Source organism: Bradyrhizobium sp. HKCCYLRH1030, assembly GCF_051168395.1.
GTDB lineage: Bacteria > Pseudomonadota > Alphaproteobacteria > Rhizobiales > Xanthobacteraceae > Bradyrhizobium.
This window is the reverse complement of the sequence record NZ_JBNPUY010000005.1, coordinates 172,290-195,176: the sequence shown is the minus strand read 5'-3', so window position 1 is coordinate 195,176 and position 22,887 is coordinate 172,290. Positions and strand designations below refer to the sequence as shown.

The window sequence follows — 22,887 nt, the reverse complement described above, 5'->3', positions numbered from 1 at the left end:
CGATCGGTTAGATTGTCCGAGCAATCGCGCAAAGTCTGGAGAACAACATGAACGCGATCCTCAAGAATTTCATCGCCGGCGAGTGGGTCGACGGCAGCGGGGTGACCCGCAACATCAACCCGTCCAACACCAACGACGTCGTCGGCGAATACGCCAAGGCCGACAAGGCGCAGACCGAGAAGGCGATCGCCGCCGCCAAGGCCGCCTTCCCGGCCTGGTCGCGCTCGACGCCGCAGGAGCGCTATGACGCGCTCAACAAGATCTCGGCGGAGATCCTGTCGCGCAAGGAAGAGCTCGGCCGCCTGCTGGCGCGCGAGGAGGGCAAGACGCTGCCGGAGGGCATCGGCGAGGTCGCCCGTGCCGGCCAGATCTTTGCGTTCTTTGCCGGCGAGGCGCTGCGCCTCACCGGCGAGAAGGGGGCCTCGGTCCGTCCGGGCCTCGACGTCGAGATCACCCGCGAGGCCGTCGGCGTCGTCGGCATGATCACGCCCTGGAATTTCCCGATCGCGATCCCCGCCTGGAAGATCGCGCCCGCGCTCTGCTACGGCAACACGGTCGTGTTCAAGCCGGCGGAGCTGGTGCCCGGCTCGGCGCATGCGCTGTCCGAGATCATCGCGCGCTCCGGCCTTCCCGCCGGCGTCTTCAACCTCGTCGTCGGCTCCGGCTCGGTGGTCGGCCAGACCCTGCTCGAGCATCCGGATGTTCACGCGATCTCCTTCACCGGCTCGGTCGGCACGGGGCGCAAGATCGCGCAGGCCTGCGTGCTGTCGAACCCGATGAAGAAGTTCCAGCTGGAGATGGGCGGCAAGAATCCGATGGTCGTGCTCGACGATGCCGACGTCAAGGTCGCGGTCGAAGCCTGTGTCAACGGCTCCTATTTCTCGACCGGCCAACGCTGCACGGCGTCCTCGCGCCTGATCGTCACCGAGGGCATCCACGACAAGTTCGTCGCGGCGATGACCGAGCGGCTCAAGGGCCTTGTGGTCGATGACGCCGTCAAGCAGGGCACCCATATCGGCCCGGTGGTCGACGCCAACCAGCTCGAGCAGGATCAGCGCTATCTCAAGATCGGCCAGGACGAAGGCGCCAAGCTCACCTGGGGCGGCGAGCTGCTCAACCGCGAGACGCCCGGCTTCTACATGCAGCCAGCGCTGTTCACCGAGGCCACCAACGCGATGCGCATTGCCCGCGAGGAGATCTTCGGACCGGTCGCCTGCGTCATCCGCGCCAAGAACTACGACGAGGCGCTGGCGATCGCCAACGACACCGAGTTCGGCCTCGCGGCCGGCGTCTGCACCACCAGCCTGAAATACGCCTCGCACTTCAAGCGCAACAGCGAGGCCGGCATGGTGATGGTCAATTTGCCGACCGCCGGCGTCGACTATCACGTCCCGTTCGGCGGCCGCAAAGGCTCGAGCTACGGCGCCCGCGAGCAGGGCTCCTACGCGCGGGAATTCTACACGACGGTGAAGACGGCCTACACCTTCCCGGTGTGAGCCTCGTCCGCCGTGAGCTAACAGACGGGCCGCATCGACGGTCCACTCCCTCTCCCCGTTCTTACGGGGAGAGGGGATGAAAGAAGGAAGTAGGCGGGCACGGCGCTCCGCGCCTTTGCCCACCCACCGGAGCGGAACGGAGCCAGCATGAACCAGCAGGTCGTCGCCAACCAGGAGCCCCGCATCATCAAGCTCAACGCGCGCGACAACGTCGCGATCGTGGTGAACGATTTCGGCCTGCCTGCCGGCACCAAATTTCCCGATGGCCTGACGCTGAGGAGCTTCGTCCCGCAGGGCCACAAGACCGCACTGGTCGACATCGCCGAGGGCGCGCCGATCGTCCGCTACGGCGAGATCATCGGCTATGCGAAGTCGCCGATCGCATCCGGCGAATGGGTGGACGAGGCTCGCATCGACATGCCTGAGGCTCCTGCCCTCGATCAGCTCGAAATCTCCACCGCGGTGCCGGGGCCGCTGCCGCCGCTCGAAGGCTACACCTTCGAAGGCTATCGCAATCGCGACGGCTCGGTCGGCACCCGCAACGTGCTGGGCATCTCGACCTCGGTCCAATGCGTCAAGGGCACACTGGAATTCGCGATCAAGCGCATCAAGAGCGAGCTGCTGCCGAAGTACCCGAATGTCGATGACGTCGTCGCGCTTACCCACGCCTATGGCTGCGGTGTCGCGATCACGGCGCCAGATGCCGTGGTGCCGATCCGAACCCTGCAGAACCTCGCACTGAACCCGAATTTCGGCGGCGAGATCCTCGTCGTCGGCCTCGGCTGCGAGAAGCTCGCGCCGGAGCGGCTGCTGCCGGAAGGCACTGAAGACTCGATCGTCCGAATGCAGGACGAGGCCTTCGACGGCTTCGGCGCCATCGTCGACGCCATCATGACCCAGGCCGATCGCCGCCTTGCCGAACTCAACAAGCGCACCCGCGAGACCTGCCCGGCGTCCGATCTCGTCATCGGCCTGCAATGCGGCGGCAGCGATGCGTTCTCCGGTGTGACCGCCAATCCCGCAGTGGGCTTCGCGGCGGACCTGCTGGTGCGCGCGGGCGCGACCGTGATGTTCTCGGAGGTGACCGAGGTTCGCGACGCGATCCAATTGCTGACCCGGCGCGCCATCAACGAGGACGTCGGCCGCGCGCTGATCCGTGAGATGGACTGGTACGATTCCTATCTCGCGCGCGGCGGCGCCGATCGCAGCGCCAACACGACGCCCGGCAACAAGAAGGGCGGCCTCGCCAACATCGTCGAGAAGTCGCTGGGCTCGATCGTGAAGTCGGGCTCCGGTCCGATCCACGGCGTGCTGGCGCCGGGCGAGAAGGCCAAGCAAAAGGGCATGCTGTTCGCGGCGACGCCAGCCTCCGACTTCATCTGTGGCACCCTGCAGCTCGCATCTGGCATGACCTTGCAGGTGTTCACCACGGGCCGCGGTACGCCCTACGGCCTTGCGGCGGCGCCCGTCATCAAGGTCGCGACCCGCAGCGAGCTGGCGCGCCGCTGGAAGGATCTGATCGACTTCGACGCCGGCCGCATCGCCACCGGCGAGATGACGATCGAGGAAACCGGCTGGGAGTTGTTCAAGCTGATCCTCGACGTCGCCTCCGGCCGCACCAAGCCATGGTCGGACCGCTGGGGCATCCACAACGATCTGACCTTGTTCAATCCGGCTCCGGTGACCTGAGGGAGGGCTCACCCTGCCATGCCAATTGCCTCGCTCAAACCTCTCCCCGTCATTGCGAGCGAAGCGAAGCAATCCAGGGTCCCGCCCACCATCCTGGATTGCTTCGCTTCGCTCGCAACGACGCGTATGTTGAAGCAACGAGCCTAGACAACGAAGGCCGGGAGGAAGAGCCAGATGTCCAGCTTCAGCCGCTTCGCCGCGATTGCCGTAGCAGCCTTCCTCCTCTCCGCCGGCCCTTCCCGCGCCCAAGACGCCATCCCTGGTGTTCCCCGCGAGTTGCTCGAGGACATCGCGACCGGCAGCCGCATCCTCGCCGATCTCGGCGTCGTCGACGCCTTCGGCCATGTCAGCGCGCGGCATCCCACCAATCCGCACCACTTCCTGATGGCACGCTCGATCGCGCCGGCGCAGGTCACAGCCAATGACATCATGGAGTTCGACGAGAACGGCGAGCCGGTCGATGCGAGGAACCGTGCGGTCTTCCTCGAACGCTTCATCCATGCCGAGATCTACAAGGCCCGTCCGGACGTCAACGCCGTGGTACACACGCATTCGCCCGGCGTCGTGCCGTTCAGCGTCAGCCATACACCCTTGAAGCCGCTGTATCACAACGCCGCCTTCCTCGGCACCGGCGCGCCGGTATGGGACATCGGCAAGGAGTTCGGCGCCACCAACATGCTGGTCAGCAACAATGTGATCGGCAAATCGCTGGCGGCCACGCTTGGCGACAAATCGGTGGTGCTGATGCGCGGCCACGGCGACGTCGCGGTTGGACCGTCGGTCAAGGCCGCCGTGTTCCGCGCCTATTACACCGACGTCAATGCGAAGCTGCAGGCGCAGGCGATCGGGCTCGGCAGCGACGTCACCTATCTCAGCGCCGAGGAGGCCGCCAAGGCCGACGCAGTCAACATGGTGATCATGGACCGCGCCTGGGCGCTGTGGAAGCAGAAGGCGCAGTCGGCGAAATAGTCCCGGAGATTGGAGATCATTCCGGGGCAGCGCCGCCCCGGATTCCTGTGACGCGCCGAGCCCGCTGCACCGCGCCTTCCGTCTCGACATGGAGCGCGAGCGAGTGCGCGGCGTGCGCACGGAACTTTCCATTCCTTTTGCGGTATCGACCGACCACCCGTGCCGTACAGCGCCGGGCTTGCGCTGGCGCGATGTACCCTGCCGCAACGGCGTCCGACCTCTTTTTGCCGCAAAGCTGACACATCGCTTAACCTCTCGCGCCGTCATGATTCCTACAGGCTCACCCCGCGGATGCCCCTGCATTTTCCTCGTCTTGCTGCCGTTGCGCTCGGTCTCTTCCTGGGTACGCCCTGCCTGGCTCAGCAGCCGATGCCGGTGACGAGCTCGCCGGAGGAGCGGCCCGACATCGATCTCTACGCGCTGATGTCCGGCACCTGCCGGACCGCGAAGGTCGACGGCCGCGAATTTTCCTGCAAGACGGTGGCGTTCTTTCACAGCGAGAAGGGGCGCGCCCATTTCACCGTCGCGCTCAACGATCCCGCTGACGAGAGCCACATCATCGCGTTCTCCGGCATCAATGGCCGCAGGTCGATTCAGAACGTCTACGAACTGCCGATCGACAGGATGCTGCTGAATTCCAAGCATCGCCCGAAGGTCGATGGCATTCCGGTGCCGGTGACGAAGAGCTCGGCCGGCATGTGCCGTCAGGTCGGCAACTTCGCGATGCTCAAGGTCACGAGCGTGACCTGCTCCGCCAAGGACGACAGCGGCCGCGCCTATGAGCTGCAGTTCGTCTCCGACGGCACGCCCATCACCTTGCGCCGGGTGCGCCAGACGATGACGAACGCCGAGCACAATCCCTATGAATGAGCGCGTCGCGATTGCGGCGACCGCGCGCATCCGCGTCGCCTGACGCGCATCTGCTCCAATCCGCATCTCGAACAGCCATGAACATGAGGGCGCGTTCTCGCGGCAGATGATGCCCGAGGCTTACGATCCGTCTCGCCCTCGGAAGTGCAAAGGGCGCAGGGAATGCCGGGTGAAGGCCCCACCCATGGCCCGCCTGCGAAAAAAATGCAGGCGGCAGGTACCACAGGCAAAGCCGGTTCAACCCGGCATTCCCTGCGCGATGGTCTTCACGCTTATACGCAGTCTCCCTGGTGCGCCGGGCTTGTTGGCCACCATTGCGACAATGCGCTTGCGCGCACTGCGCGTGATACCAGCATCGGGGTATCAGGACGCTGCGACTTCACGTCCGCGTATTGCCGTTCGTCCGCACGCTGGACAAGCATGCTGCGGCAACAGCGCTGCCATCGCACCCCACCTCGCGTGTCGTGACGATCGCGCGCTACGCCCCTCTGCGGTGAGGCGGGATGCGTTACCAAAGCACGATTTTCGAAAAAACGAAAGAGAAAAATGCAGGCGCGCGATCGGTCGTCAAGAGCGCGTTGAACGAACTGAACAAAATCCAGACCGGCGCGTTGCGCGCGACACGCAAGCGGAGCCTCTGTGTAGATTCCCGGAAGCTCATAGCCCTGCTGATTTGCCCGACGTGCCGGCTCGGCCACACTCGCGGCATCGATGATGCTCAGCGGCGGCGCGCCGCCGCGCCCAGGATGTCCTGGGTGGCGCGCCCGAGCCGCCTGGCGGCATCGGCGAGATCCTTCGCTGCAAAGCCCGAATAGCCCAGGATGAAACCGTCGGGCCCGCGCTGCACGATCCGTGCATCCGACAACAGCCGGCATTCGATGCCGGCCCGGTCGCGAATCAGTTTCGCCGTGCCCTTCGGCGCTGCCGGCGGCAAGGTCGCCAGCAGATGCAGTCCTTGCGACGGCGCGGCCAGTTGCAGGCTGCCTTTGCCGTGCTTGGCGAGCGCCTCGGCGACGACGTCGCGCGCCTGGCGATAGCGCGGGCGCAGCCGCCGCATGTGGGCTGCGAGCACGCCGTCGGCCATCAGGTCGGCCAGAGCCTCCTGCATGAAGGCCGGCGGAAACCGGTCCTGCGCCGCGCGCGCTGCGACGACCCGCGCGACCAGCCTCGGCGGCACCACGAGGTAGCCGAGCCGCAGTCCCGCGAACAGCGTCTTGCCGAAGGTGCCGAGATAGATCACGCGCTCGCCGCCGATGCCGGCCAGCGCGGTCAACGGCGGGCCGGCGAAGCGGTACTCGCTGTCGTAGTCGTCCTCGAAGATGTAGGCGTCCGCCCTGCGCGCCCAGTCGAGCAGCGCGATGCGCCGCGCCATGCTCATCGCAACGCCGGTCGGAAACTGATGCGATGGCGTCACGTAGGCGGCCTTGGCCGCCATGTACGCCGCCTCGCCCGAGCTCACTATGATTCCTTCATCATCGACGGGCACCGGGACCAGCTTCGCGCCGGTCGTGCTCAACGTATGGCGCGAGGCGACATAGCCGGGATCCTCGAACCAGACGGGATCGCCCGGCGCAAGCAACGCGTCGATGCATAGCCGCAGGCCATGCTGGGTGCCGCTCACGATGAGAATGCAGCTTGGGTCGCAGCGTACGCCGCGATTGGCGGCAAGGTAGTGCGCGACCTGGCTGCGCAGATGCAGGCTGCCGCGCGGATCGCCATAGCCGAGCTCATCCGGCGCGGCGCGGGCGATGCGGCGCCGGCTGGCCGCGGCGAGTCGCCGCAAGAGCACGGGATCGACCAGCGTGCAGCCGAGCGCGAACGGCCGGCGCGGCGGAATGCGGATGTCCAGCTCAGCAACTGGTGCGGCGACCTGCGGTGCGGGCAGCTGTGCGGCGACATAGGTGCCGGCGCCGTGGCGCGCCTCGACCAGGCCGTCCGACAGCAGCGCCTCATAGGCTGTGACGATCGCATTGCGGCGGACGCCGAGCTGCTCGGCGAGCCCGCGCGTCGAAGGCAGACGAAGGCCGGGCACGAGCAGGCCGTCGACGATGCCGGTCCGCAGCGCGCCGTGCACCTGCTGCGACTGGCTGCGGATGGTGCGGTCGAGGTGGATCGGCAGCGCCAGCACGTCGTCGCGGCGCCGCGAAGTGGTTGCCTGCTTTCGCATCGAAGTGGAACTCCCGGCAACCACTTTGCCATGGAATGACGTCGACGGAAACAGGAGACTGACGATGTCCGAGCAACAGATGCCGAGCTATCCCGTCGACGACACCAACCGGGTCAAGCGGCGGCATCAGCGCGCCCATTACGATCATGCGACCGTCCATGCGCTGCTCGACTCCGCAACGCTGTGCCACGTCTCCTATGTCATCGACGGCCAGCCCTATTGCACGCCGACGCTGTATTGGCGCGAGGGAACGACGCTGTATTGGCATGGCTCGAGCGCCAGCCGCATGTTGCGCAACCTGTCCGAGGGACAGCCGGCCTGTCTCACCGTCACCCATCTCGACGGCCTGGTGCTGGCGCGCAGCGCCTTCCATCACTCGGCCGACTATCGCTCGGTGATGGCGTTCGGCCATGCCCGGCTGATCGAGGATCAGGCGGAGAAGGAGCGCGCGCTGGTGATGATGGTCGATCGGCTGTTTCCCGGCCGCACGGCGAGCCTGCGCCCGACCACGGAGCAGGAGCTCAAGGCCACGTCGGTCGTGACCATGGAGATCGAAAAGGCATCGGCGAAGATCCGCGCCGCGGGCGTCATCGACGATGAGGAGGACTACGCGCTGCCGATCTATGCCGAGCGCATTCCGGTGCACACCCTGATCGGGCCGCCGGAGCCCGATGGCCGATTGCTGCCGGGCGTCACCCGTCCCGCGACGCTGTCAGGTTTCAGCGCCGGACGGCGGCTCGATGAGGCGCTGACGGAGGCGTATGCGACGAACTATCCGGCGGGGTAATGCGCGTAGCTACCAAGCGATCCAGAGTGCCTTGCGCAGCCCTGGATCGCCTCGTCGCTACACTCCTCGCAATGACAATCAGAGCAGGCGTAGCGCCACACACTCTCCGTCATCGCCCGGCTCGACCGGGCGATCCCGTACGCCGAGACGGCTGTGATGGCATCGAAGGCAGCGGCGGACTGGATACCCCGCTTTGGCGGGGTATGACGATGGAAGCGCAAACGCGCTGGCTCCCCGGCCGTCATCGCGAGCGCCAGCGAAGCGATCCGGGGCCGCATGAAAGGTCTGAATCGCCTCGCGCGCAATGACGAGGGAACGAAGCCGGCCTACCGCTCGATCATCCTGTTCCAGCGCGTATTCCATTCCGGGCGCCTGGCGTTGATGACGTCCCAGTCGAGCGTGATCGCGCTCTTCATGTAGCCGTGGAAGGTCTCGAGCTTCTGCTCGGCCGCCGGCGTCGTGGCTTTCGCGGTGGTGTTGGACGGCACGATGTTGCCGGCGGCCAGCGCCTTGGCCTGCGCTTCTGGCGACAGCAGATAGGCGGCGAGCTTCTGCGCCAGCTCGGATTCGGAGTTGTTGGCGATGACGCATTCGGCGACCATCAGCACGACCGAGCCTTCCTTCGGCTGCGCATACTCGACCGGGATGCCCTTCTCCTTCAAGGTCGACACCGCGGTCGGCGTCAGCGGGAAGATCGCGGCCTCGCCGGTCTGCACCATCTCGGAGATCTTGGCCGAGTTCGGAATGTATTCGAGCACGTTCTTGCCGATCGTGTCGGGAAACGCCTTGAAGCCCGGCTCGACATTGGCCTCGCTGCCGCCGTTGATACGGTTGATCATCAGGAAGGCGTGCAGGCCGAAGGTCGAGACCGAGGCCGACTGGAACACGACCTTGTCCTTGAACTTGGGATCGGCGAGATCGAGCCAGGAGGTCGGCGCCGCCCAGCCTTTCTCGTCGAACAGCTTTTTGTTGTAGGCAAGGCCGGTCATGCCGATGTCGATGCCGGCGGCGATGTCGTCCTTGAGTCGCGCGAACGGCTCGAGCTGGCCGAGCGCCTCGCTCGGCTTCAGCTTCTCGCACAGACCAAGGCCGGCGGCGCGGATCATCACGCCGTCGTCGAGAAACATCACGTGCATCTGCGGCTTGTCTTTGGCCGCGATCGCCTTGGCGAGGATCTCCGACGAGGTGCCGGGCACGACGACGATCTTGACGTCGTTGGCCTTCTCGAAGTCCGGAAACACCGCCTGCGTATAGGTGCGCTCGAAATTGCCGCCGTTCATGCCGACATAGAGCGTCTTGGTTTCCGCATGCGCGGCCGATGCAGCGAGCATGAGTGCAAAGGCTGGGCCGAGCGTGGCGCGAGCATCGATCATGGCGAGGTCTCCTTCGATCCTGTCGTCATTGCTGCTTGAGAGGCATCGCCCGGCTGCGATGCGGGTGAGAAACGGGTAATGGCGAAGGCCGCGATCGGCGTCGAGGTCTCGCCGTCGCGCACCAGCTCGGCCAGCACCTCGCCGACACCCGGCGCGATCTGGAAGCCGGCGCCGGAGAAGCCGAAGGCGTGGACGAGTCCCGGCGTCGTCGCGCTCGGCCCGATCACCGGATTGCGGTCGGGCATCGTCGCCTCGGTGCCGCTCCAGAACCGAATCGCCTGGGCACGGCGCAGCGGGCCGAACAGCTCGCCGGCGCGCTGCATGATGGCAAGCACGCCGTCGCTGCGCGGGCGCGAATAATCGGGATCGGCGAGCGGCGCGGCGCGCTCGCCGCCGACGACGACGTTGCCGCGCGTAACCTGCCGCGCATAGATGCCGCCGCCCTCGATGCCGATGTTGACGGTCAGGAACGGATCGAGCGGCTCGGTCACGATCATCGACGGATAGGTGCGCTCCAGCGGCACCGGTTCGTCGAACGCGCGCGCCAAGCCGTCGGCCCAGGCGCCGGCGCTGTTGATCACGGTACGCGTCCTGATGGCGACGTCACCGGCTTCCAGCGCAAAACCCTCGAACGTCCTGGTGGCGCCCGTAACCTCCGTGTTCTCCAGCACCTCGGCGCCGGCGCGACGCGCCGCTGCGGCGAAGGCGGTGGCGACCAGCCGTGGATTGGCGTGGCCGTCGCCAGGACAGAATGAGCCGCCCACGACGCCGCCCGCGATGCCGAAGCGCTCGTGCAGTTGATTGTGGCCGATCAGCTCGAGAGCGAGCCCGAACGGCGCGACCTCGGCGGCGTAGCGCTCCAGGCTCGCCATGTCCGCAGGCGTCCGCGCGAGCTTGAGATGGCCGGAGCGCAGGAACTCGCCGTCGATGCCGATGAGCTGCGCGAGCCGCGGCCAGATCGCATGCGCCCGCTGCGACAGCGGCAGTTGCTCGGGCGGGCGGCCCTGGCGGCGCACGCCGCCATAGTTCACGCCGCTCGCCTGAGCGCCGCAGAAGCCCTTGTCGAGCAGCGTGACGGAGAAGCCCATGCCGCGCAGCGCCAGCGCGGCGGAGCTGCCGACCAGCCCGCCGCCGACGATCGCGACATCGCAGTCAATGCGCCGGGTCATGCTGCCTCTCGTCGAGCGACAGGCTGGCAGCCAGCGGGATCGGCTTGATCGGCGCCTGCGCGCGCAGCCGGCCGACAGCGCCGATGTCGCGGCGCGTCTGCGCAGCCAAGAGCTCCGCGGCGACCGCGCCGCACATGCGGCCCTGGCAGCGGCCCATGCCGATGCGCGTCACCGCCTTCAGGCGATTGATCTCGGTGAGCGAGAAATCGCTGATCGCGCGCCGCGCCTCGCCGGCATCGATCTCCTCGCAGCGGCACAGCAGCGTGTCATCGGCGATGTCGCCCGCCCAATGCGATGGATAGGGAAAGGCGGCTTCGAGCCCATCGCGCAGGCGATCGATCCGCGCCAGCGCATGTTCGAGGGTGGCGGCGCGCACCGAATCATGCGGCAGGCCGCGATCCTCCAAAAATGCCAGCGCGGCCCGCTCGCCGGCGGCTTCCGCGGCATCGGCGCCGGCGATGCGGGCGCCGTCGCCGGCGAGGTACACGCCCGCGATGCTGCTGCGGCCACTGGCGTCGCGAACCGGACGATGCGCGCGGTCGCGCGCATCGAAGCCAAAGGCGCAGCCGGCGAGATCAGCAACCTGAGTCTCCGAGCGCAGACCGAGGCCGTAGCCGACGCCGTCGCAGGCGATCGCGTGTTCGCGCCCGCCAGCCCGATAGACGATGCGCGCCACCCTGCCCTTGCCCTCGATCCGGAGCCGGGAGACGCCGAACCGCACGCGCGTGCCGCGCAGCGTCAACTCCAGCGCCATGCGCACCCCACGCAGCACGATGCCCGGCGCGAGCGGCAACGCGCGCAGCAGATTGAGCTTCGCAGACAAGGGCGCCGCGTCGAGCACGGCGGCAACGTCGACGCCGGCCTTCATGTATTGCCAGGCGACCAGATAGAGCAGCGGGCCGGAGCCGGCGAACACCACGCGCCGGCCGATCGCGCAGCCCTGCGCCTTCAGCGCGATCTGCGCGCCGCCGAGGGTGAATACGCCGGGCAAGGTCCAGCCGGGGATCGGCAGCACGCGATCGGTCGCGCCGGCCGCGAGGATGAGTCCATCATAATTGATGCGATGGCTGATGCCGTCGCGGAGAATGGCGGCCGCGCCGTCGCGCAGATTCCACAGCAGCGTGTTCGACTGATAGTCGATTGCGGAGCCGAGCGCCGCAAAGTCGTGATGCAGCCGCGTGGCCTTCGAAGCCTCCGAGCCGTAGCGCGCCGTGGCATCGCGGCCATCGGGACTCAGCGGCTGGCGATAGATCTGGCCGCCGCAGGCGTGGCCTTCATCGACCACGATCGGCCGCAGGCCGGCCGCGACCAATGTCATCGCGGCGCGGATGCCGGCCGGGCCGGCGCCGACGATCAGGGGCGATGCGCGCTCAGCCATGGCCGCGCCCTCGTCGTGTGATGATGTCCATGCCTTCGGTAAGCGGCGTCGTGCAGGCGCGCAGCCGCTCACCGCTCGCGAGCTGCACCCAGCAGTCCTGGCACGCGCCCATCTGGCAGAAGCCGGCCCGTGGCGCGGCGGAAAACTCGCTGTAGCGAAGCCGGTCGACCTGGCAGAGCATGGCCGTCAGCACGGTGTCGCCGGCGCGGCCGTCGCAGGGCACGCCATCGATCGTGAAGGAGATGACGGCGCTGTCGTTGCGGACGAGGCGATGCAGCAACGGCATGGTATCAGCCTTGGCCCACGAGGATCTTGTCGAGGCCGAAGATGCGGTCGAGCAGCAGCATCGCCGCCGCCGTCACCGCGATCATCAGCGCCGATACGGCGGCCATCATCGGATCAATCGATTCGGTCGCGTACATGTACATGCGCACCGGCAGGGTGATCGTGGCGGGCGAGGTGATGAAGATCGACATCGTGAGCTCGTCGAAGGAGTTGATGAAGGCAAGCAGCCAGCCGCCGGTGATGCCGGGCAAAATCATCGGCACGGTGATGCGGCGGAACACGATCCAGCCGGAAGCGCCCAGGGTCACCGCCGCCTGCTCGGCGCTGCGGTCGAGGCCGGACAGGGCGGCCAGAACCAAGCGGAGCACATAAGGCGTGACGACGACAATGTGACCTGCGGTCAGCCACAGCAGGCTGCCGGTGGCGCCGAGCAGCGCGAACAGCCGCAGCAGCGCAACGCCGAGCACGAGATGCGGGATCATCAGGGGCGACAGGAACAGCGCATTCAGCGCCGCGCGGCCGCGGAAGTCGTAGCGGTCGAGCGCGAGGCCGGCGGCGACCGCGAGCACGACCGCAATCGTCGCGGCTGTTGCGGCAACCCACAGGCTGTTGAGGAAGGAGGCGACGAAATCCGGATGCGCGAACACGGCCGTGAACCAGCGCAGCGAGACCTGCGTGGTCGGCAATGTCAACGTGTTGGCCGGCGTGAACGCGACGAGGCAGATCACGATGAGCGGCGCCAGCACGAAGCCAGTGACGAGCGCATGAAAGACCAGGGCGATCGGACCGTTGTGGCGCATGCCGCTCACCCCAACATCCGCCTGGCGCGCGCCTCGACGACGCGCTGATAGGCCAGCATGATGACGAGATTGATCACCAGCACGAGAATCGCGATCGCGGCCCCCAGTGGCCAGTTCAGCTCGTGCATGTATTCGTCATAGACCAGCGTCGCCGCCATCTTCAGCCGCCGGCCGCCGAGCAGCGCGGGGATCGCGAAGGCCGACGCCGACAGTCCGAATACCACCAGGCTGCCCGACAGCAGCCCCATCGTCACCTGCGGCAGCACTACGCGGCGCAGCGCCGTGAAGCGCGAGGCGCCGAGCGTCCAGGCGGCGGCCTCGACCATCGGATCGAGCTTCTGCAGCGATGTCCAGACCGGGATGACCATGAACGGCAGCATCACATGGACGAGCGCGATGACGATGGCCGTCTCGGTGTAGAGGATCCTGACCGTGCCGAGCCCGAGCGCACGGAAGGCCTCGTTGACGAGGCCCGTGGGGCCGAGCAGCATGCTCCAGCCAAAGGCGCGCACCACGACCGAAACCAGCAGCGGGCCGATGATCGCGAGCAGGAACGCCGAGCGCCAGGGCTCGCGCATGCGCGCCAGGATGTAGGCCTCGGGCGCGCCGATCACGGCGCAGATCAGCGTGGTCAGCGCGGCGAGCCGCAGCGTGCGCCAGAAGATATTGAGAAAGTAGCTGTCGGAGAGGATGCCGATGTAGTGCGCCAGCGTGGTCTCGTCCTTGACGCCGGTCGCGGCGTCATAGACGTGGAACGACAGCGCCAGGGTGAGCCCGAGCGGCACGACCACCAATGCGGTGAACAGCAGCGCGCCCGGCGCCGCCAGCAGCCATGGTGTCGTCGCGCGCGTGCCGCTCATGCCGACTGCGCTCCGTCGGGCTTCGACGCGCGTGCGCTGGCGCTGCTCCAGGCGAGACCGACCTGATCGCCCTCGCACGCCGGCTCCTCGCCCGCATTGGGCAGGGCGACGCCGATCAATCCGGCGGGCGTCTCCACGGTGAAGAACCAGGTGCTGCCGAGGAAGAAGCGCGCTCTGATGCGGCCATCGAGCACGCCGGCGCCGGGAGTTGTCAGGCCGATCTTCTCCGGCCGGATCGCGAGCACGGCGGCCGTGCCGTCGGTGAGGTCAGCCCCCTCGCACGGCAGCAAGCGCCCGCCGATCTCGACGCCGCCGTTGCGCCACACGCCGGACAGCCGGTTCATCTTGCCGACGAAGGAGGAGATGAACGGCGTCGCAGGATTTTCGTAGAGCCGATAGGGCGCGTCGATCTGCATGATGCGGCCCTGCTCCATCACCACCACGCGATCGCTCATCGACAGCGCCTCGCTCTGGTCGTGCGTCACCATGATCGTGGTGGTGCCGACGCGCTGCTGGATGCCGCGCAGCTCGAACTGCATCTCCTCGCGCAGCTTGGCGTCGAGATTGGACAGCGGCTCGTCGAGCAGCAGCACCGGCGGATCGATCACGAGCGCGCGCGCCACCGCGACGCGCTGACGCTGCCCGCCGGAGAGCTGGCGTGGATAGCGGTCGGCGAGCGCGGCGAGTTGCACCAGCGCCAGCGCCTGTTTGACGCGCGCCTCGCGCTCGGCCCTGATCACCTTGCGCATTTCGAGTCCGAAGGCGACGTTCTGCGCCACCGTCATGTGCGGAAACAGCGCGTAGCTCTGGAAGACGATGCCGAGGCCGCGGCGATCGGGCTTCTCGTGGGTGATGTCGCGACCGTCGAGCGTGATGCGCCCCGACGTCGGCTCGACCAGGCCGGCGATCATCTGCAGCGTCGTGGTCTTGCCGCAGCCGGAGGGGCCGAGCAGCGAGATGAACTCGCCCTTGGCGACGCTGAGATTGACGTCGCTGACCGCAGCGACATCGCCGTAGAGCTTCGTCAAACCGTCCAGCGTCAGGAAACCCATGCGTCCTCGCGCGGGAGGCTTCCTGTCATCGCCCGGGATTGCCGCCCTGGGGCTCTTTCATGCCGGCGGGCCACGCAGACGGTCAATCATGAATTCCGATATCCTGAATTTATCTATCTGATATTCTGCTATATGAAATCCATGTGACGAATTCGACGCCAACATTCACCGATCAGATGACGACAGCCGACACCGATTCGTCCTCCAGCCTTCGCCGGGCCCTGAAGCTGCTCCGCATCCTCGCCGAGGGCGACCCCGACGGGCTGCGGCTGAAGGACATCGCGGAGACCGCGGGCTGCAGCCAGCCGACCGCGCACCGCATGCTGCAGGACCTCGTGGCGGAGGGCTTTGCCGAGCAGGCCGCCGGCAAGCGCTATCGCCTGGCGCTCGACTTCTACGTGCTCGCCGCACGCGCCGGCCAAGCCAGCGGCCTGCGCGAGGCGGCGCGGCCGGCGCTGCTGCGGCTGTCGGCGACCTTGAGCGACACGATCTTCCTGCTGGTGCGCAACGGCTTCGATGCGGTCTGCCTCGACCGCGTCGAAGGACCGTTTCCGATCCGCTCCTTCACCGGCGACATCGGCGGCAAGGTGCCGCTCGGGCTTGGCCAGGGCAGCCTCACGATTCTCGCCAACCTGCCCGAGGACGAGCAGGAGGCCGTGATCCGCTTCAACATCCCGCGCCTGCTCGATCGCGGCTTCCTCGACGAGGCCTCGCTGCGCAGTGCGCTGGCGCAGGCGCGCGCGCAAGGCTGGGTCAATACCAGCACCGGCCTCATTCCCGGCATGGCCGGCGTCGGCGTGCCCGTGCTCGACGCGCAGGGCCGCGCGGTGGCGGCGCTCAGCGTGGGCACGCTGGCGGAGCGGCTGAACGCGGACCGGCTGCCGCATGTGGTCAAGATCCTGCAGGGCGAGGCGCAGGTGCTGGCCGGCAAGCTCAACCCGTTCGACGTGGCTTTGCGCTATCCATCACGGAGCTTGAGCACGATCGGGGGGAATTAGTCCTTCTCCATCACGACCACCGTCATTCCGGGGCAAGGCCGCAGGCCTTGAACCCGGAATCCCGACGTTGCCTTGCGTTCGTTTCCAACAATCTCGAGATTCCGAGTTCAATCGCGCACACGCCGTCACGTGTGCACGATTGCCCCGGAATGACGCCAAGTCCTCTCGTGCTGTCCAACCGAGACAACCGCCTAGGTCACCCACTCCGCGCGGATGCCGCCCCTCGCTGCTCCGCGCTCGGGCTCCCGCCAGGAGAACGTGAACAACCCCATCGGCTCGACCTGTTCGAGCTCATCGCGGGCAATGTCGCGCGCGATCACGACGATGAAGGGCGCTGGGGGCTTGTCGACGGTCAGTTGGCGTGGCGGCGAGAACACCGTGCCGACGCTTTCGACCAGCAATGGGCGCGGTGCTTCCTGCACCTTGACGAGCCCCTTGATGCGCAGAAGGCGCTCGCCGAGCCGACCCGCGACGTTGTCCAGCCAACTGGCGAGATCGGCATAGCCGATCTCATGGCGCGGCCGGACCAGGCAGAGCGCGAGGCGCGGATGCGCGGCGGCGAGATCAGGCGCGACGTCGCGCAGCGGCGGGGACGCCGTAAGCGGCGCAAAGGCCGCCGACACCACAGCGGCGCGATCCGCGTTGGCGACGGCCTTCGCGACTGGATTGAGCTGCGCGATCACCACCGGCGCATCGGTCAGCCCCTCCGGCGCAAGATCCGCCTTGGTTGCAATGATCCGATGTGCCGCGGCCCATTGGGCCGCGGCCTCCTCGAACGTCGCGACGTCCAGGCCGCGCGTGAGATCGTAGGTCGCGACGACGACGACGCGCATGCGGTGCTCGGCCAAGGTCGCGAGCTGGCGCAGCACCGGTCCTGGCATCGACAGGCCCGAGGTCTCCAGGATGATCCGGCGCAACGGCGGCAGGCCGGCGGGCCGCGGCGCCATGATCAGGCGGTCGATGGTGAAGGCGAGATCGCTGCCGACCTGGCAGCAGACGCAGCCGTTCGACAGCATCGCCAGCGGCACGTCATCGCCGCTCTCGCGCAGCAGCACGCCATCGAGCCCGACCTCGCCGGCCTCGTTGACGATCACGGCCGTGTCGGACGCCGTCTCCGCGCTCAGCACATCGCGGAGCAGCGTCGTCTTGCCCGATCCGAGGAAGCCGGTCAGGACGAAGAAGTCGATGATGCCGACGCTCATGGCGCCGCGGCGTCCTTGTCTTTATCCTTGGCGGCGTATTTCTCCGGCACGTCGCTCTCCCAGCTCGCCTTGACCAGCTCACGGACGTCGGCGAGCAGCTCCTCGGTGTCGTAGATGATGCCGTCCTTGATCGTGAATTTCAGGCCGCGATGCCACTCGACTGCATTGGTCGCATCGTTGAAGCGCATCGCGCCGGTGCCGTAGAGCAGCTTGAAATCGGTCAGCGGATTGTGGTCGTGGACCAGCATGTCGGCGCGCATGCCGATGTCGATGGTGCCGATCTCGTCCTGCAGGCCGCAGAGTGCTGCGCCCTGCGATGTCGCCGAGCGGATCACCTCCAGCGGATGGAAGCCGGCCTCCTGCAGCAACTCGAGCTCGCGGACATAGCCGAAGCCGAAGATCTGGTAGATGAAGCCGGAATCCGATCCGGTGCAGACACGGCCGCCGCGGTTCTTGTACTCGTTGATGAACGCCATCCAGAGCCGGTAGTTCTCCTTCCACTCGATCTCGTTCTGGGTCGACCAGCGATACCAGTACGAGCCGTGGCCGCCGCGCTGCGGCGTGAAGTAGTCCCACATCGACTTCCAAGTGTACTCCTTGTGCCAATAGGCCTGGCGCGCCCGCATCAGGTCGCGGTTGGCGTCGTAGATCGTAAAGGTCGGCACGAAGGTGAAACCGATCTCCAGGAACTGCTCCAGCACCTCGTTCCACTTGGCCGAGCCGGGCTCGGCGCCCTGCTTGAACATCTGCCCCGAGACCGAGAAGCGGAAATATTCATCGGTGTAGTTGTAGTCGAGCGGGAAGTTCTGGATCACGCGATCCTCGAACAGCGCCTCCGGCAGGCCGTAGTAATGTTCAGCGCTGGTCAGGCCCCAGCGCGCCGTGGTCAGCGCGTTCATGCGCGACACCGCCATCTGGGCGTGATGGCAGCCGGTGCGCAGGCCGATCTGTTTGCACTCGTCGAGCGCGGCTTCCATGATCGCGGGCGGCGCGCCGAAGAACTTGATGCCGTCGGCGCCGCGCTCCTTGACCTGACGCAGCCAGGTGCGCCCCTGCTCCGGCGTGTAGATCGTCTTGACCATGTCGTTGACGGCCGGGAAATAGGCATAGGCGAGCAGCCGCGGCGCGGCGATCGTGTTGTTCTCGGCGCGCTCTTTCTGGTCGAGCATCCAGGACAGCCCGTTCATCGAGCCCATCTCGCGCACCGTGGTGACGCCATGCGCCAGCCAGAGCTTGTAGACGTAGTCGACCGGCGGCACCCAGCCATTGGCGGAGTGATAGGCAACGCCGGCATGGGCGTGGCAGTCGACGAAGCCCGGCGTCACCCATTTTCCGCGACAGTCGATCTCGTGATCGGCCGGCTCGCCGGGGGTGCCGGCATAGCCATAGCCGACGATCTTCTTGATGCTGACGATGCGGCCGTTCTCGACGATGATGTCGACCGGCCCGATCGGCGGCGCCCCGGTGCCGTCGATGACAGTGGCGCTGCGCAGCGCCAGCCGCTTGAACGGCCCGATCCCGCGATCCCGCGTCGTCGCCTTCGGCACGATCGGCGCCGCGCCCTTGTTCCGGATGAAGGCGAGCTCATCGCCAGGGAGCATCTGTTCCGTCACGACGGCGTGTCCTCCATTTGAGACCGTAGGGTGGGCAAAGCGCAGCGTGCCCACCATGCGTCTGCTTTCTTCCAAGATGGTGGGCACAGCGCTGCGCGCCTTTGCCCACCCTACGCATCGTCTTCCCGTCATTGCGAGCGGAGCAAAGCAATCCAGGGCCAGGAAGCAAGTCTGGATTGCTTCGTCGCTGCGCTTCTCGCAATGACGGCGTCTACCGTCACCCCGCCCTGTACTTCCGCGCGAACGCCACGCTGCCGAACACCGTGAAGGCCATGGTCACCGCCAGCAGCATGAAGGCGAGGGCGGCGCCCATCGGCCAGTTGTTGCCGCGCACGAACTGGTCGTACACGGCAGGCGCCATCATCTTGAATCGCGGGCCGCCGAGAAGCACCGCCGTTGCATAGGTGTTCATGCACAAAACGAACACCAGGATCGAGCCGGCGGCGACGCCGGGACCCGACAGCGGCAGGATCACCCGCCAGAACACGCGCGCGCCTGAGGCGCCGAGATTGGCGGCGGCATATTCGAGGTCGCGGGGGATGCTCTCGATGACCGCGGACAGCGTCAGGATCATGTAGGGCAGCACGACGGCGATGATGCCGATGATGACCGCCTTGGTCGTGTACATGATCTCCAGCGGCGCGGAGATCAGGCCGAGCTTCATCAGAACCGTGTTGACGAGCCCGTCGCGCGCGAACAGCGCCATCCAGCCGGCCGAGCGCACGACATTGCCGACCAGCAGCGGAAACAGGGTCGCGATGACGACCAGGCTCTTCCAGCGGCTCTCCATGCGGCCGAGCCAATAGGCCGCCGGAAAGGCGAGAATCAGCGTGAGCAAGGTACACAGCAGCGCGATGCCCAGCGTGGCCAGGATGATCTGCTGGTAGTACGGATCGGTCGCGGCCTTGACGTAGTTGTCCGGCGACAGCGCCTGCATCATCAACTGGGTCGGGCTGAACTGGTTGAGCGAGATCCGGAACATCAGGATCATCGGCCCGACCAGCAGCGCCAGGACCAGCAGACAGGCAGGAACGACCAGCAGCGCCATCGCGCGAGCTCCGATTGCGAAAGTGTCGGCTGTTCAGCCACGGCTCCTGCGGCCTCGCCGCAGGAGCGCATCATTCAAGACTTACGCCTTGAACTCCTTGTTCCAGAAGTCGAGCGTACGCTGCGAGCGCCCGGCGGCATAGGCATAGTCCGGCTTCAGCAGCCGCGCGCGCTCGGCCTCGGTCAGGCTGACCTGCTTGGCGAGATCCTCCGGCAGCGGCGCATCGGTGACCGTCGGGACATAGCCCATCTTGTCGGCGAAGCCGCCTTGCGCCTTGGCGTCCAGCATCGCGTCGAGATAGGCGAAACCGCCGGCCTTGTTCTTGGCGTTCTTCGGCACCGCGGCCTGGAACACGATCGCCGGCGTGCCTTCCTTCGGCACGACATGGGCGAGCGGAATGCCGGACTTCTTCCACATGAAGCCGCGGGCAAGCCACATCGTAGTGATCCAGACCTCCTCCGACTTCAGCGCCGCCGCCAGCGCCTCGTTCGACGGATAGATCTTCACGTCGAGCGAGCGCCATTCCATCAGCTTCTTCTCGGCCGGATCGAGATTGCTGACGCCGCCGCCGCCGGCGAGCGCCGCGGCCAGCGTGTTGTTGGGATAGAGGATGTCGGCGAGACCGATGCGGCCGCGCCATTTCGGATCCCACAGATCGGCGAAGGATTGCGGCGGCGTCTTCACCTGGTTGGTGTTGTAGAGGATGACCTGCGCCGAATAGATGTGCGGGATCGCGATGTCGCTCTTGAGCTCCGGGAACACCTTGTCGAGCCGCTTCACCTGGGCTGCATCGACCTTTTCGAACACGTCCGACTGCGACACGATGTAGGTATCGTTGTCGGACAGGCACGACACGTCCATCGAGCCGCGGCGACTCTGTCGCTCGGCCAGCAGCTTGGTCTTGCGCGGATCGGCGTTGGCGACGTCCTGCACGATCTCGAACCCCTTCGGCGTCATGATCGGCTTATCGATGATGTCGGAGAGCAACTGGCCGTAGTCGCCGCCCCAGGTGCCGACCACGACCTGTCCGCCTTCGGCGCGGGCAGTGGGCATGCCGGAGGCCAGCGCGGCGACGCCGGCGCTGGCGGAGAGAAAATGTCGTCGCGAAATCATGGGAGAACCTCTCGCTGTGGATGGATGCGTTACGAAGATGTCTGCGGCACGAGACGCGGGACCTTGCGGTCCCACTGCAGGGACACGGGATCGTTCGGTTTGAGTGTTGCCAGCGGCTCGCTCGCGTCGGGCGTTGGCCTGACGGCCACCAGCGTCTCGTCGCCGATCGCCACCACATATTCGCTCTGCGCGCCCATATAGGTGATCGCCAGCACGCGGCCGCGCACCTCGCCGGACTCACCGGCCACCACTGCAATGCGTTCAGGCCGCAGCGCGAAAGCATCGGCATCGTCGCGCTCGCCGCTGGCGACATCGACCGGCAACAGCAGGCCGGCGCTGGTACGGAAGTTATTGGCGTCCGCACGCCGGCCGGCCAGGATGTTGCAACGGCCGACGAAGTCGGCGACGAAGGCATCCCTGGGCGAATCATACAGCTCCTGCGGTGTGCCGATCTGGCGCACGCGGCCGCCCTCCATGACCACGAGGCGATCGGCCATGGTCAGCGCCTCCTCGCGGTCATGCGTCACCATCAAGGTGGTCAGGCCGAGCCGCTGCTGCAGCGCGCGGATCTCGAGCCGCACCTCGGCGCGCAGCTTGGCATCGAGGTTGGACAGGGGCTCGTCGAGCAGGAAGATGCGCGGATTGATCACCAGCGCCCGTGCCAGCGCGACGCGCTGCTGCTGCCCGCCCGACAATTGCCGCGGCAGCCGGTCGGCGAGATGCGACAGCCGCACCAGCCTGAGCGCCTCCTCGATCTTCGTCTTGCGCTCGGCGGCACCGATGCCGCGCATCTCCAGACCAAAGCCGACATTGTCGGCTGCGCTCATGTGCGGAAACAGCGCGTAGGACTGGAACACCATGCCGGTCGCACGCTTGTAGGCCGGCAGATGCGTCACGTCCTCGCGGTCGAACAGCACGCGGCCGCTCGTGGCCGGCAGGAAGCCCGCGACCATGCGCAAGGTGGTCGTCTTACCGCAGCCGGAGGGTCCGAGCAGCGCGACCAGCTCGCCCTCGCCGACGGCGAGATCGAGCCCCTCCACGCCGATCGACGTCCCGAAGCGCTTGGTCAGCTTCTCCAGGGTGAGCTGCGCCATCACACCACCCGCGACAGCTTGACGAAGCGGTCGGTCACCACCATCAGAATGCCAACCAGCGCGATCTGCACAGTGGCGACCGCGGCGAGCGTCGGATCGATGCGGAATTCGAGGTAGTTCAGCATCGCAACCGGCAAGGTGATCCGGCCGGGACCGACCAGCAGCATCGACAGATCGAGATTCTCGAAGCTCTGGATGAAGGAGAACATCGCCGCGGCGACGATGCCGGAGCGCATCATCGGCAGGGTGATACGGCGGAACACCGTGAACGGGCTGGCGCCGAGATTGGCGGCGGCCTCCTCGGCGGCACGGTCGAGCCCCTGCAGGCTGGCGACCACGAGCCGCACCGTCCACGGAATCGCCAGCAGCGTATGCGCCGCGACGAGCCCTTCCGTGGTTGCCTTGATGTCGCGGTCGAGCAGGTCCTCGGCGACCACATAGAACATGTAGAGGCCGGAGCCGGCGACGACGCCGGGCACGGCCAGCGGCGCCAGCAGGAACGACGACAGCGCCTGGCGGCCACGGAACTCGCCGCGCACGATGGCAAGCGCCGCCGCAGTGCCAATGGGCACGCCGATCGCGGTCGCGAGCAGCGCGACCTGGAAGCTGGTCACGAGGCCACGCAGAAATTCCGGCTTGCTCAGCGCGTTCGCGTACCATTTCAGCGACAGGCCCGGCGGCGGAAAGCTCACGATCTCCTGCGCGAAGAAGCTGGTCACGACGATCATGACGACGGGCGCGAAGATGACGGCATAGGCTGTGACGATCAGTGTCCGCACTGCGAAATGGCCGAGTGACATTTGTCCCGTAAAACGGAACGGCATTGCAGACACCTCAACAAACAGATCAGCAACTTGTGCGGCGGCATCGTAGTCGGGAGCTCCGCTGCCGCCAAGCCTGTGCCACGAGTTATCGCAATGCACA

20 protein-coding genes are annotated in these 22,887 nt (G+C 66.8%); 6 read left to right on the top strand and 14 right to left on the bottom strand.

The window, feature by feature from the left end:
* Positions 1–47: 47 nt before the first annotated feature.
* The 4 genes from ACQR1E_RS16680 to ACQR1E_RS16665 all read left to right on the top strand — a co-directional run bounded on the left by ACQR1E_RS16680 (position 48) and on the right by ACQR1E_RS16665 (position 5,024).
* Positions 48–1,496 carry an aldehyde dehydrogenase family protein gene (locus tag ACQR1E_RS16680; protein WP_315713556.1) on the top strand — a complete coding sequence of 483 codons (1,449 nt, stop codon included), beginning with the start codon at positions 48–50 and terminating at the stop codon, positions 1,494–1,496.
* Between the two features lie 147 nt (positions 1,497–1,643).
* Entirely contained in the window at positions 1,644–3,185 is a 1,542-nt protein-coding gene (gene garD, locus ACQR1E_RS16675) for a galactarate dehydratase (protein WP_434897306.1), read from the top strand.
* A gap of 174 nt (positions 3,186–3,359) precedes the next feature.
* A complete protein-coding gene (locus tag ACQR1E_RS16670) occupies positions 3,360–4,154 on the top strand; it encodes a class II aldolase/adducin family protein (RefSeq protein WP_315825341.1) in 795 nt (264 codons plus the stop codon).
* A 291-nt stretch (positions 4,155–4,445) separates the two neighbouring features.
* The gene (locus tag ACQR1E_RS16665; protein ID WP_434897305.1) at positions 4,446–5,024 is read left to right on the top strand and encodes a hypothetical protein; all 579 of its coding nucleotides are present in this window, start codon (positions 4,446–4,448) and stop codon (positions 5,022–5,024) included.
* A 718-nt stretch (positions 5,025–5,742) separates the two neighbouring features.
* Here the strand turns inward: ACQR1E_RS16665 and ACQR1E_RS16660 are convergent.
* Positions 5,743–7,191 carry a PLP-dependent aminotransferase family protein gene (locus tag ACQR1E_RS16660; protein ID WP_434897304.1) on the bottom strand — a complete coding sequence of 483 codons (1,449 nt, stop codon included), beginning with the start codon at positions 7,189–7,191 and terminating at the stop codon, positions 5,743–5,745.
* A gap of 64 nt (positions 7,192–7,255) precedes the next feature.
* Between ACQR1E_RS16660 and ACQR1E_RS16655 the strand changes: the two genes are divergently transcribed.
* The gene (locus ACQR1E_RS16655) at positions 7,256–7,978 is read left to right on the top strand and encodes a pyridoxamine 5'-phosphate oxidase family protein (protein ID WP_315713561.1); all 723 of its coding nucleotides are present in this window, start codon (positions 7,256–7,258) and stop codon (positions 7,976–7,978) included.
* A gap of 326 nt (positions 7,979–8,304) precedes the next feature.
* Here ACQR1E_RS16655 and ACQR1E_RS16650 read toward each other — a convergent pair whose 3' ends face one another.
* Genes ACQR1E_RS16650 through ACQR1E_RS16620 form a run of 7 tightly spaced genes read right to left on the bottom strand, consistent with a single transcriptional unit; the run spans position 8,305 to position 14,895 of the window.
* Positions 8,305–9,351 carry an ABC transporter substrate-binding protein gene (locus ACQR1E_RS16650; protein ID WP_316165864.1) on the bottom strand — a complete coding sequence of 349 codons (1,047 nt, stop codon included), beginning with the start codon at positions 9,349–9,351 and terminating at the stop codon, positions 8,305–8,307.
* The gene (locus ACQR1E_RS16645; RefSeq protein WP_434897303.1) at positions 9,348–10,520 is read right to left on the bottom strand and encodes an NAD(P)/FAD-dependent oxidoreductase; all 1,173 of its coding nucleotides are present in this window, start codon (positions 10,518–10,520) and stop codon (positions 9,348–9,350) included. Before ACQR1E_RS16645 ends, ACQR1E_RS16650 begins: the two co-directional genes overlap by 4 nt.
* On the bottom strand, positions 10,504–11,898 hold the full coding sequence (locus ACQR1E_RS16640) for an FAD-dependent oxidoreductase (protein WP_434897302.1): 1,395 nt from the start codon (positions 11,896–11,898) through the stop codon (positions 10,504–10,506). The genes ACQR1E_RS16645 and ACQR1E_RS16640 overlap by 17 nt, the downstream gene beginning before the upstream one ends.
* Positions 11,891–12,184 carry a (2Fe-2S)-binding protein gene (locus tag ACQR1E_RS16635; protein ID WP_315713565.1) on the bottom strand — a complete coding sequence of 98 codons (294 nt, stop codon included), beginning with the start codon at positions 12,182–12,184 and terminating at the stop codon, positions 11,891–11,893. The genes ACQR1E_RS16640 and ACQR1E_RS16635 overlap by 8 nt, the downstream gene beginning before the upstream one ends.
* A 4-nt stretch (positions 12,185–12,188) precedes the next feature.
* A complete protein-coding gene (locus tag ACQR1E_RS16630) occupies positions 12,189–12,983 on the bottom strand; it encodes an ABC transporter permease (protein ID WP_315754392.1) in 795 nt (264 codons plus the stop codon).
* Between the two features lie 5 nt (positions 12,984–12,988).
* Positions 12,989–13,843 carry an ABC transporter permease gene (locus ACQR1E_RS16625; RefSeq protein WP_316165860.1) on the bottom strand — a complete coding sequence of 285 codons (855 nt, stop codon included), beginning with the start codon at positions 13,841–13,843 and terminating at the stop codon, positions 12,989–12,991.
* Positions 13,840–14,895, bottom strand: coding sequence for an ABC transporter ATP-binding protein (locus tag ACQR1E_RS16620; RefSeq protein WP_434897301.1), 1,056 nt, complete (start codon positions 14,893–14,895; stop codon positions 13,840–13,842). The genes ACQR1E_RS16625 and ACQR1E_RS16620 overlap by 4 nt, the downstream gene beginning before the upstream one ends.
* Positions 14,896–15,071: 176 nt before the next feature.
* On the opposite strand from ACQR1E_RS16620, the gene ACQR1E_RS16615 reads away from it, so the two are divergent.
* Entirely contained in the window at positions 15,072–15,893 is an 822-nt protein-coding gene (locus tag ACQR1E_RS16615; protein WP_434843193.1) for an IclR family transcriptional regulator, read from the top strand.
* A gap of 191 nt (positions 15,894–16,084) precedes the next feature.
* On the opposite strand, the gene ACQR1E_RS16610 is transcribed toward ACQR1E_RS16615, so the two are convergent.
* From ACQR1E_RS16610 to ACQR1E_RS16585, 6 genes are all read right to left on the bottom strand, one after another.
* Positions 16,085–17,095: a CobW family GTP-binding protein gene (locus tag ACQR1E_RS16610; RefSeq protein WP_316171633.1), complete on the bottom strand. Its 1,011-nt coding sequence runs from the start codon at positions 17,093–17,095 to the stop codon at positions 16,085–16,087.
* Complete coding sequence (locus ACQR1E_RS16605; protein WP_410051831.1) at positions 17,092–18,696, bottom strand: amidohydrolase family protein; 1,605 nt, start codon at positions 18,694–18,696, stop codon at positions 17,092–17,094. The genes ACQR1E_RS16610 and ACQR1E_RS16605 overlap by 4 nt, the downstream gene beginning before the upstream one ends.
* Before the next feature lie 229 nt (positions 18,697–18,925).
* Positions 18,926–19,756 (bottom strand): ABC transporter permease, encoded by an 831-nt coding sequence (locus ACQR1E_RS16600; protein ID WP_315825353.1) that lies wholly within the window; start codon positions 19,754–19,756, stop codon positions 18,926–18,928.
* Positions 19,757–19,837: 81 nt separating this feature from the next.
* Positions 19,838–20,869 carry an ABC transporter substrate-binding protein gene (locus ACQR1E_RS16595; RefSeq protein ID WP_315825354.1) on the bottom strand — a complete coding sequence of 344 codons (1,032 nt, stop codon included), beginning with the start codon at positions 20,867–20,869 and terminating at the stop codon, positions 19,838–19,840.
* Between the two features lie 29 nt (positions 20,870–20,898).
* Complete coding sequence (locus ACQR1E_RS16590) at positions 20,899–21,963, bottom strand: ABC transporter ATP-binding protein (protein WP_316191444.1); 1,065 nt, start codon at positions 21,961–21,963, stop codon at positions 20,899–20,901.
* Entirely contained in the window at positions 21,963–22,787 is an 825-nt protein-coding gene (locus ACQR1E_RS16585; protein WP_316191445.1) for an ABC transporter permease, read from the bottom strand. Before ACQR1E_RS16585 ends, ACQR1E_RS16590 begins: the two co-directional genes overlap by 1 nt.
* Positions 22,788–22,887 lie beyond the last annotated feature (100 nt).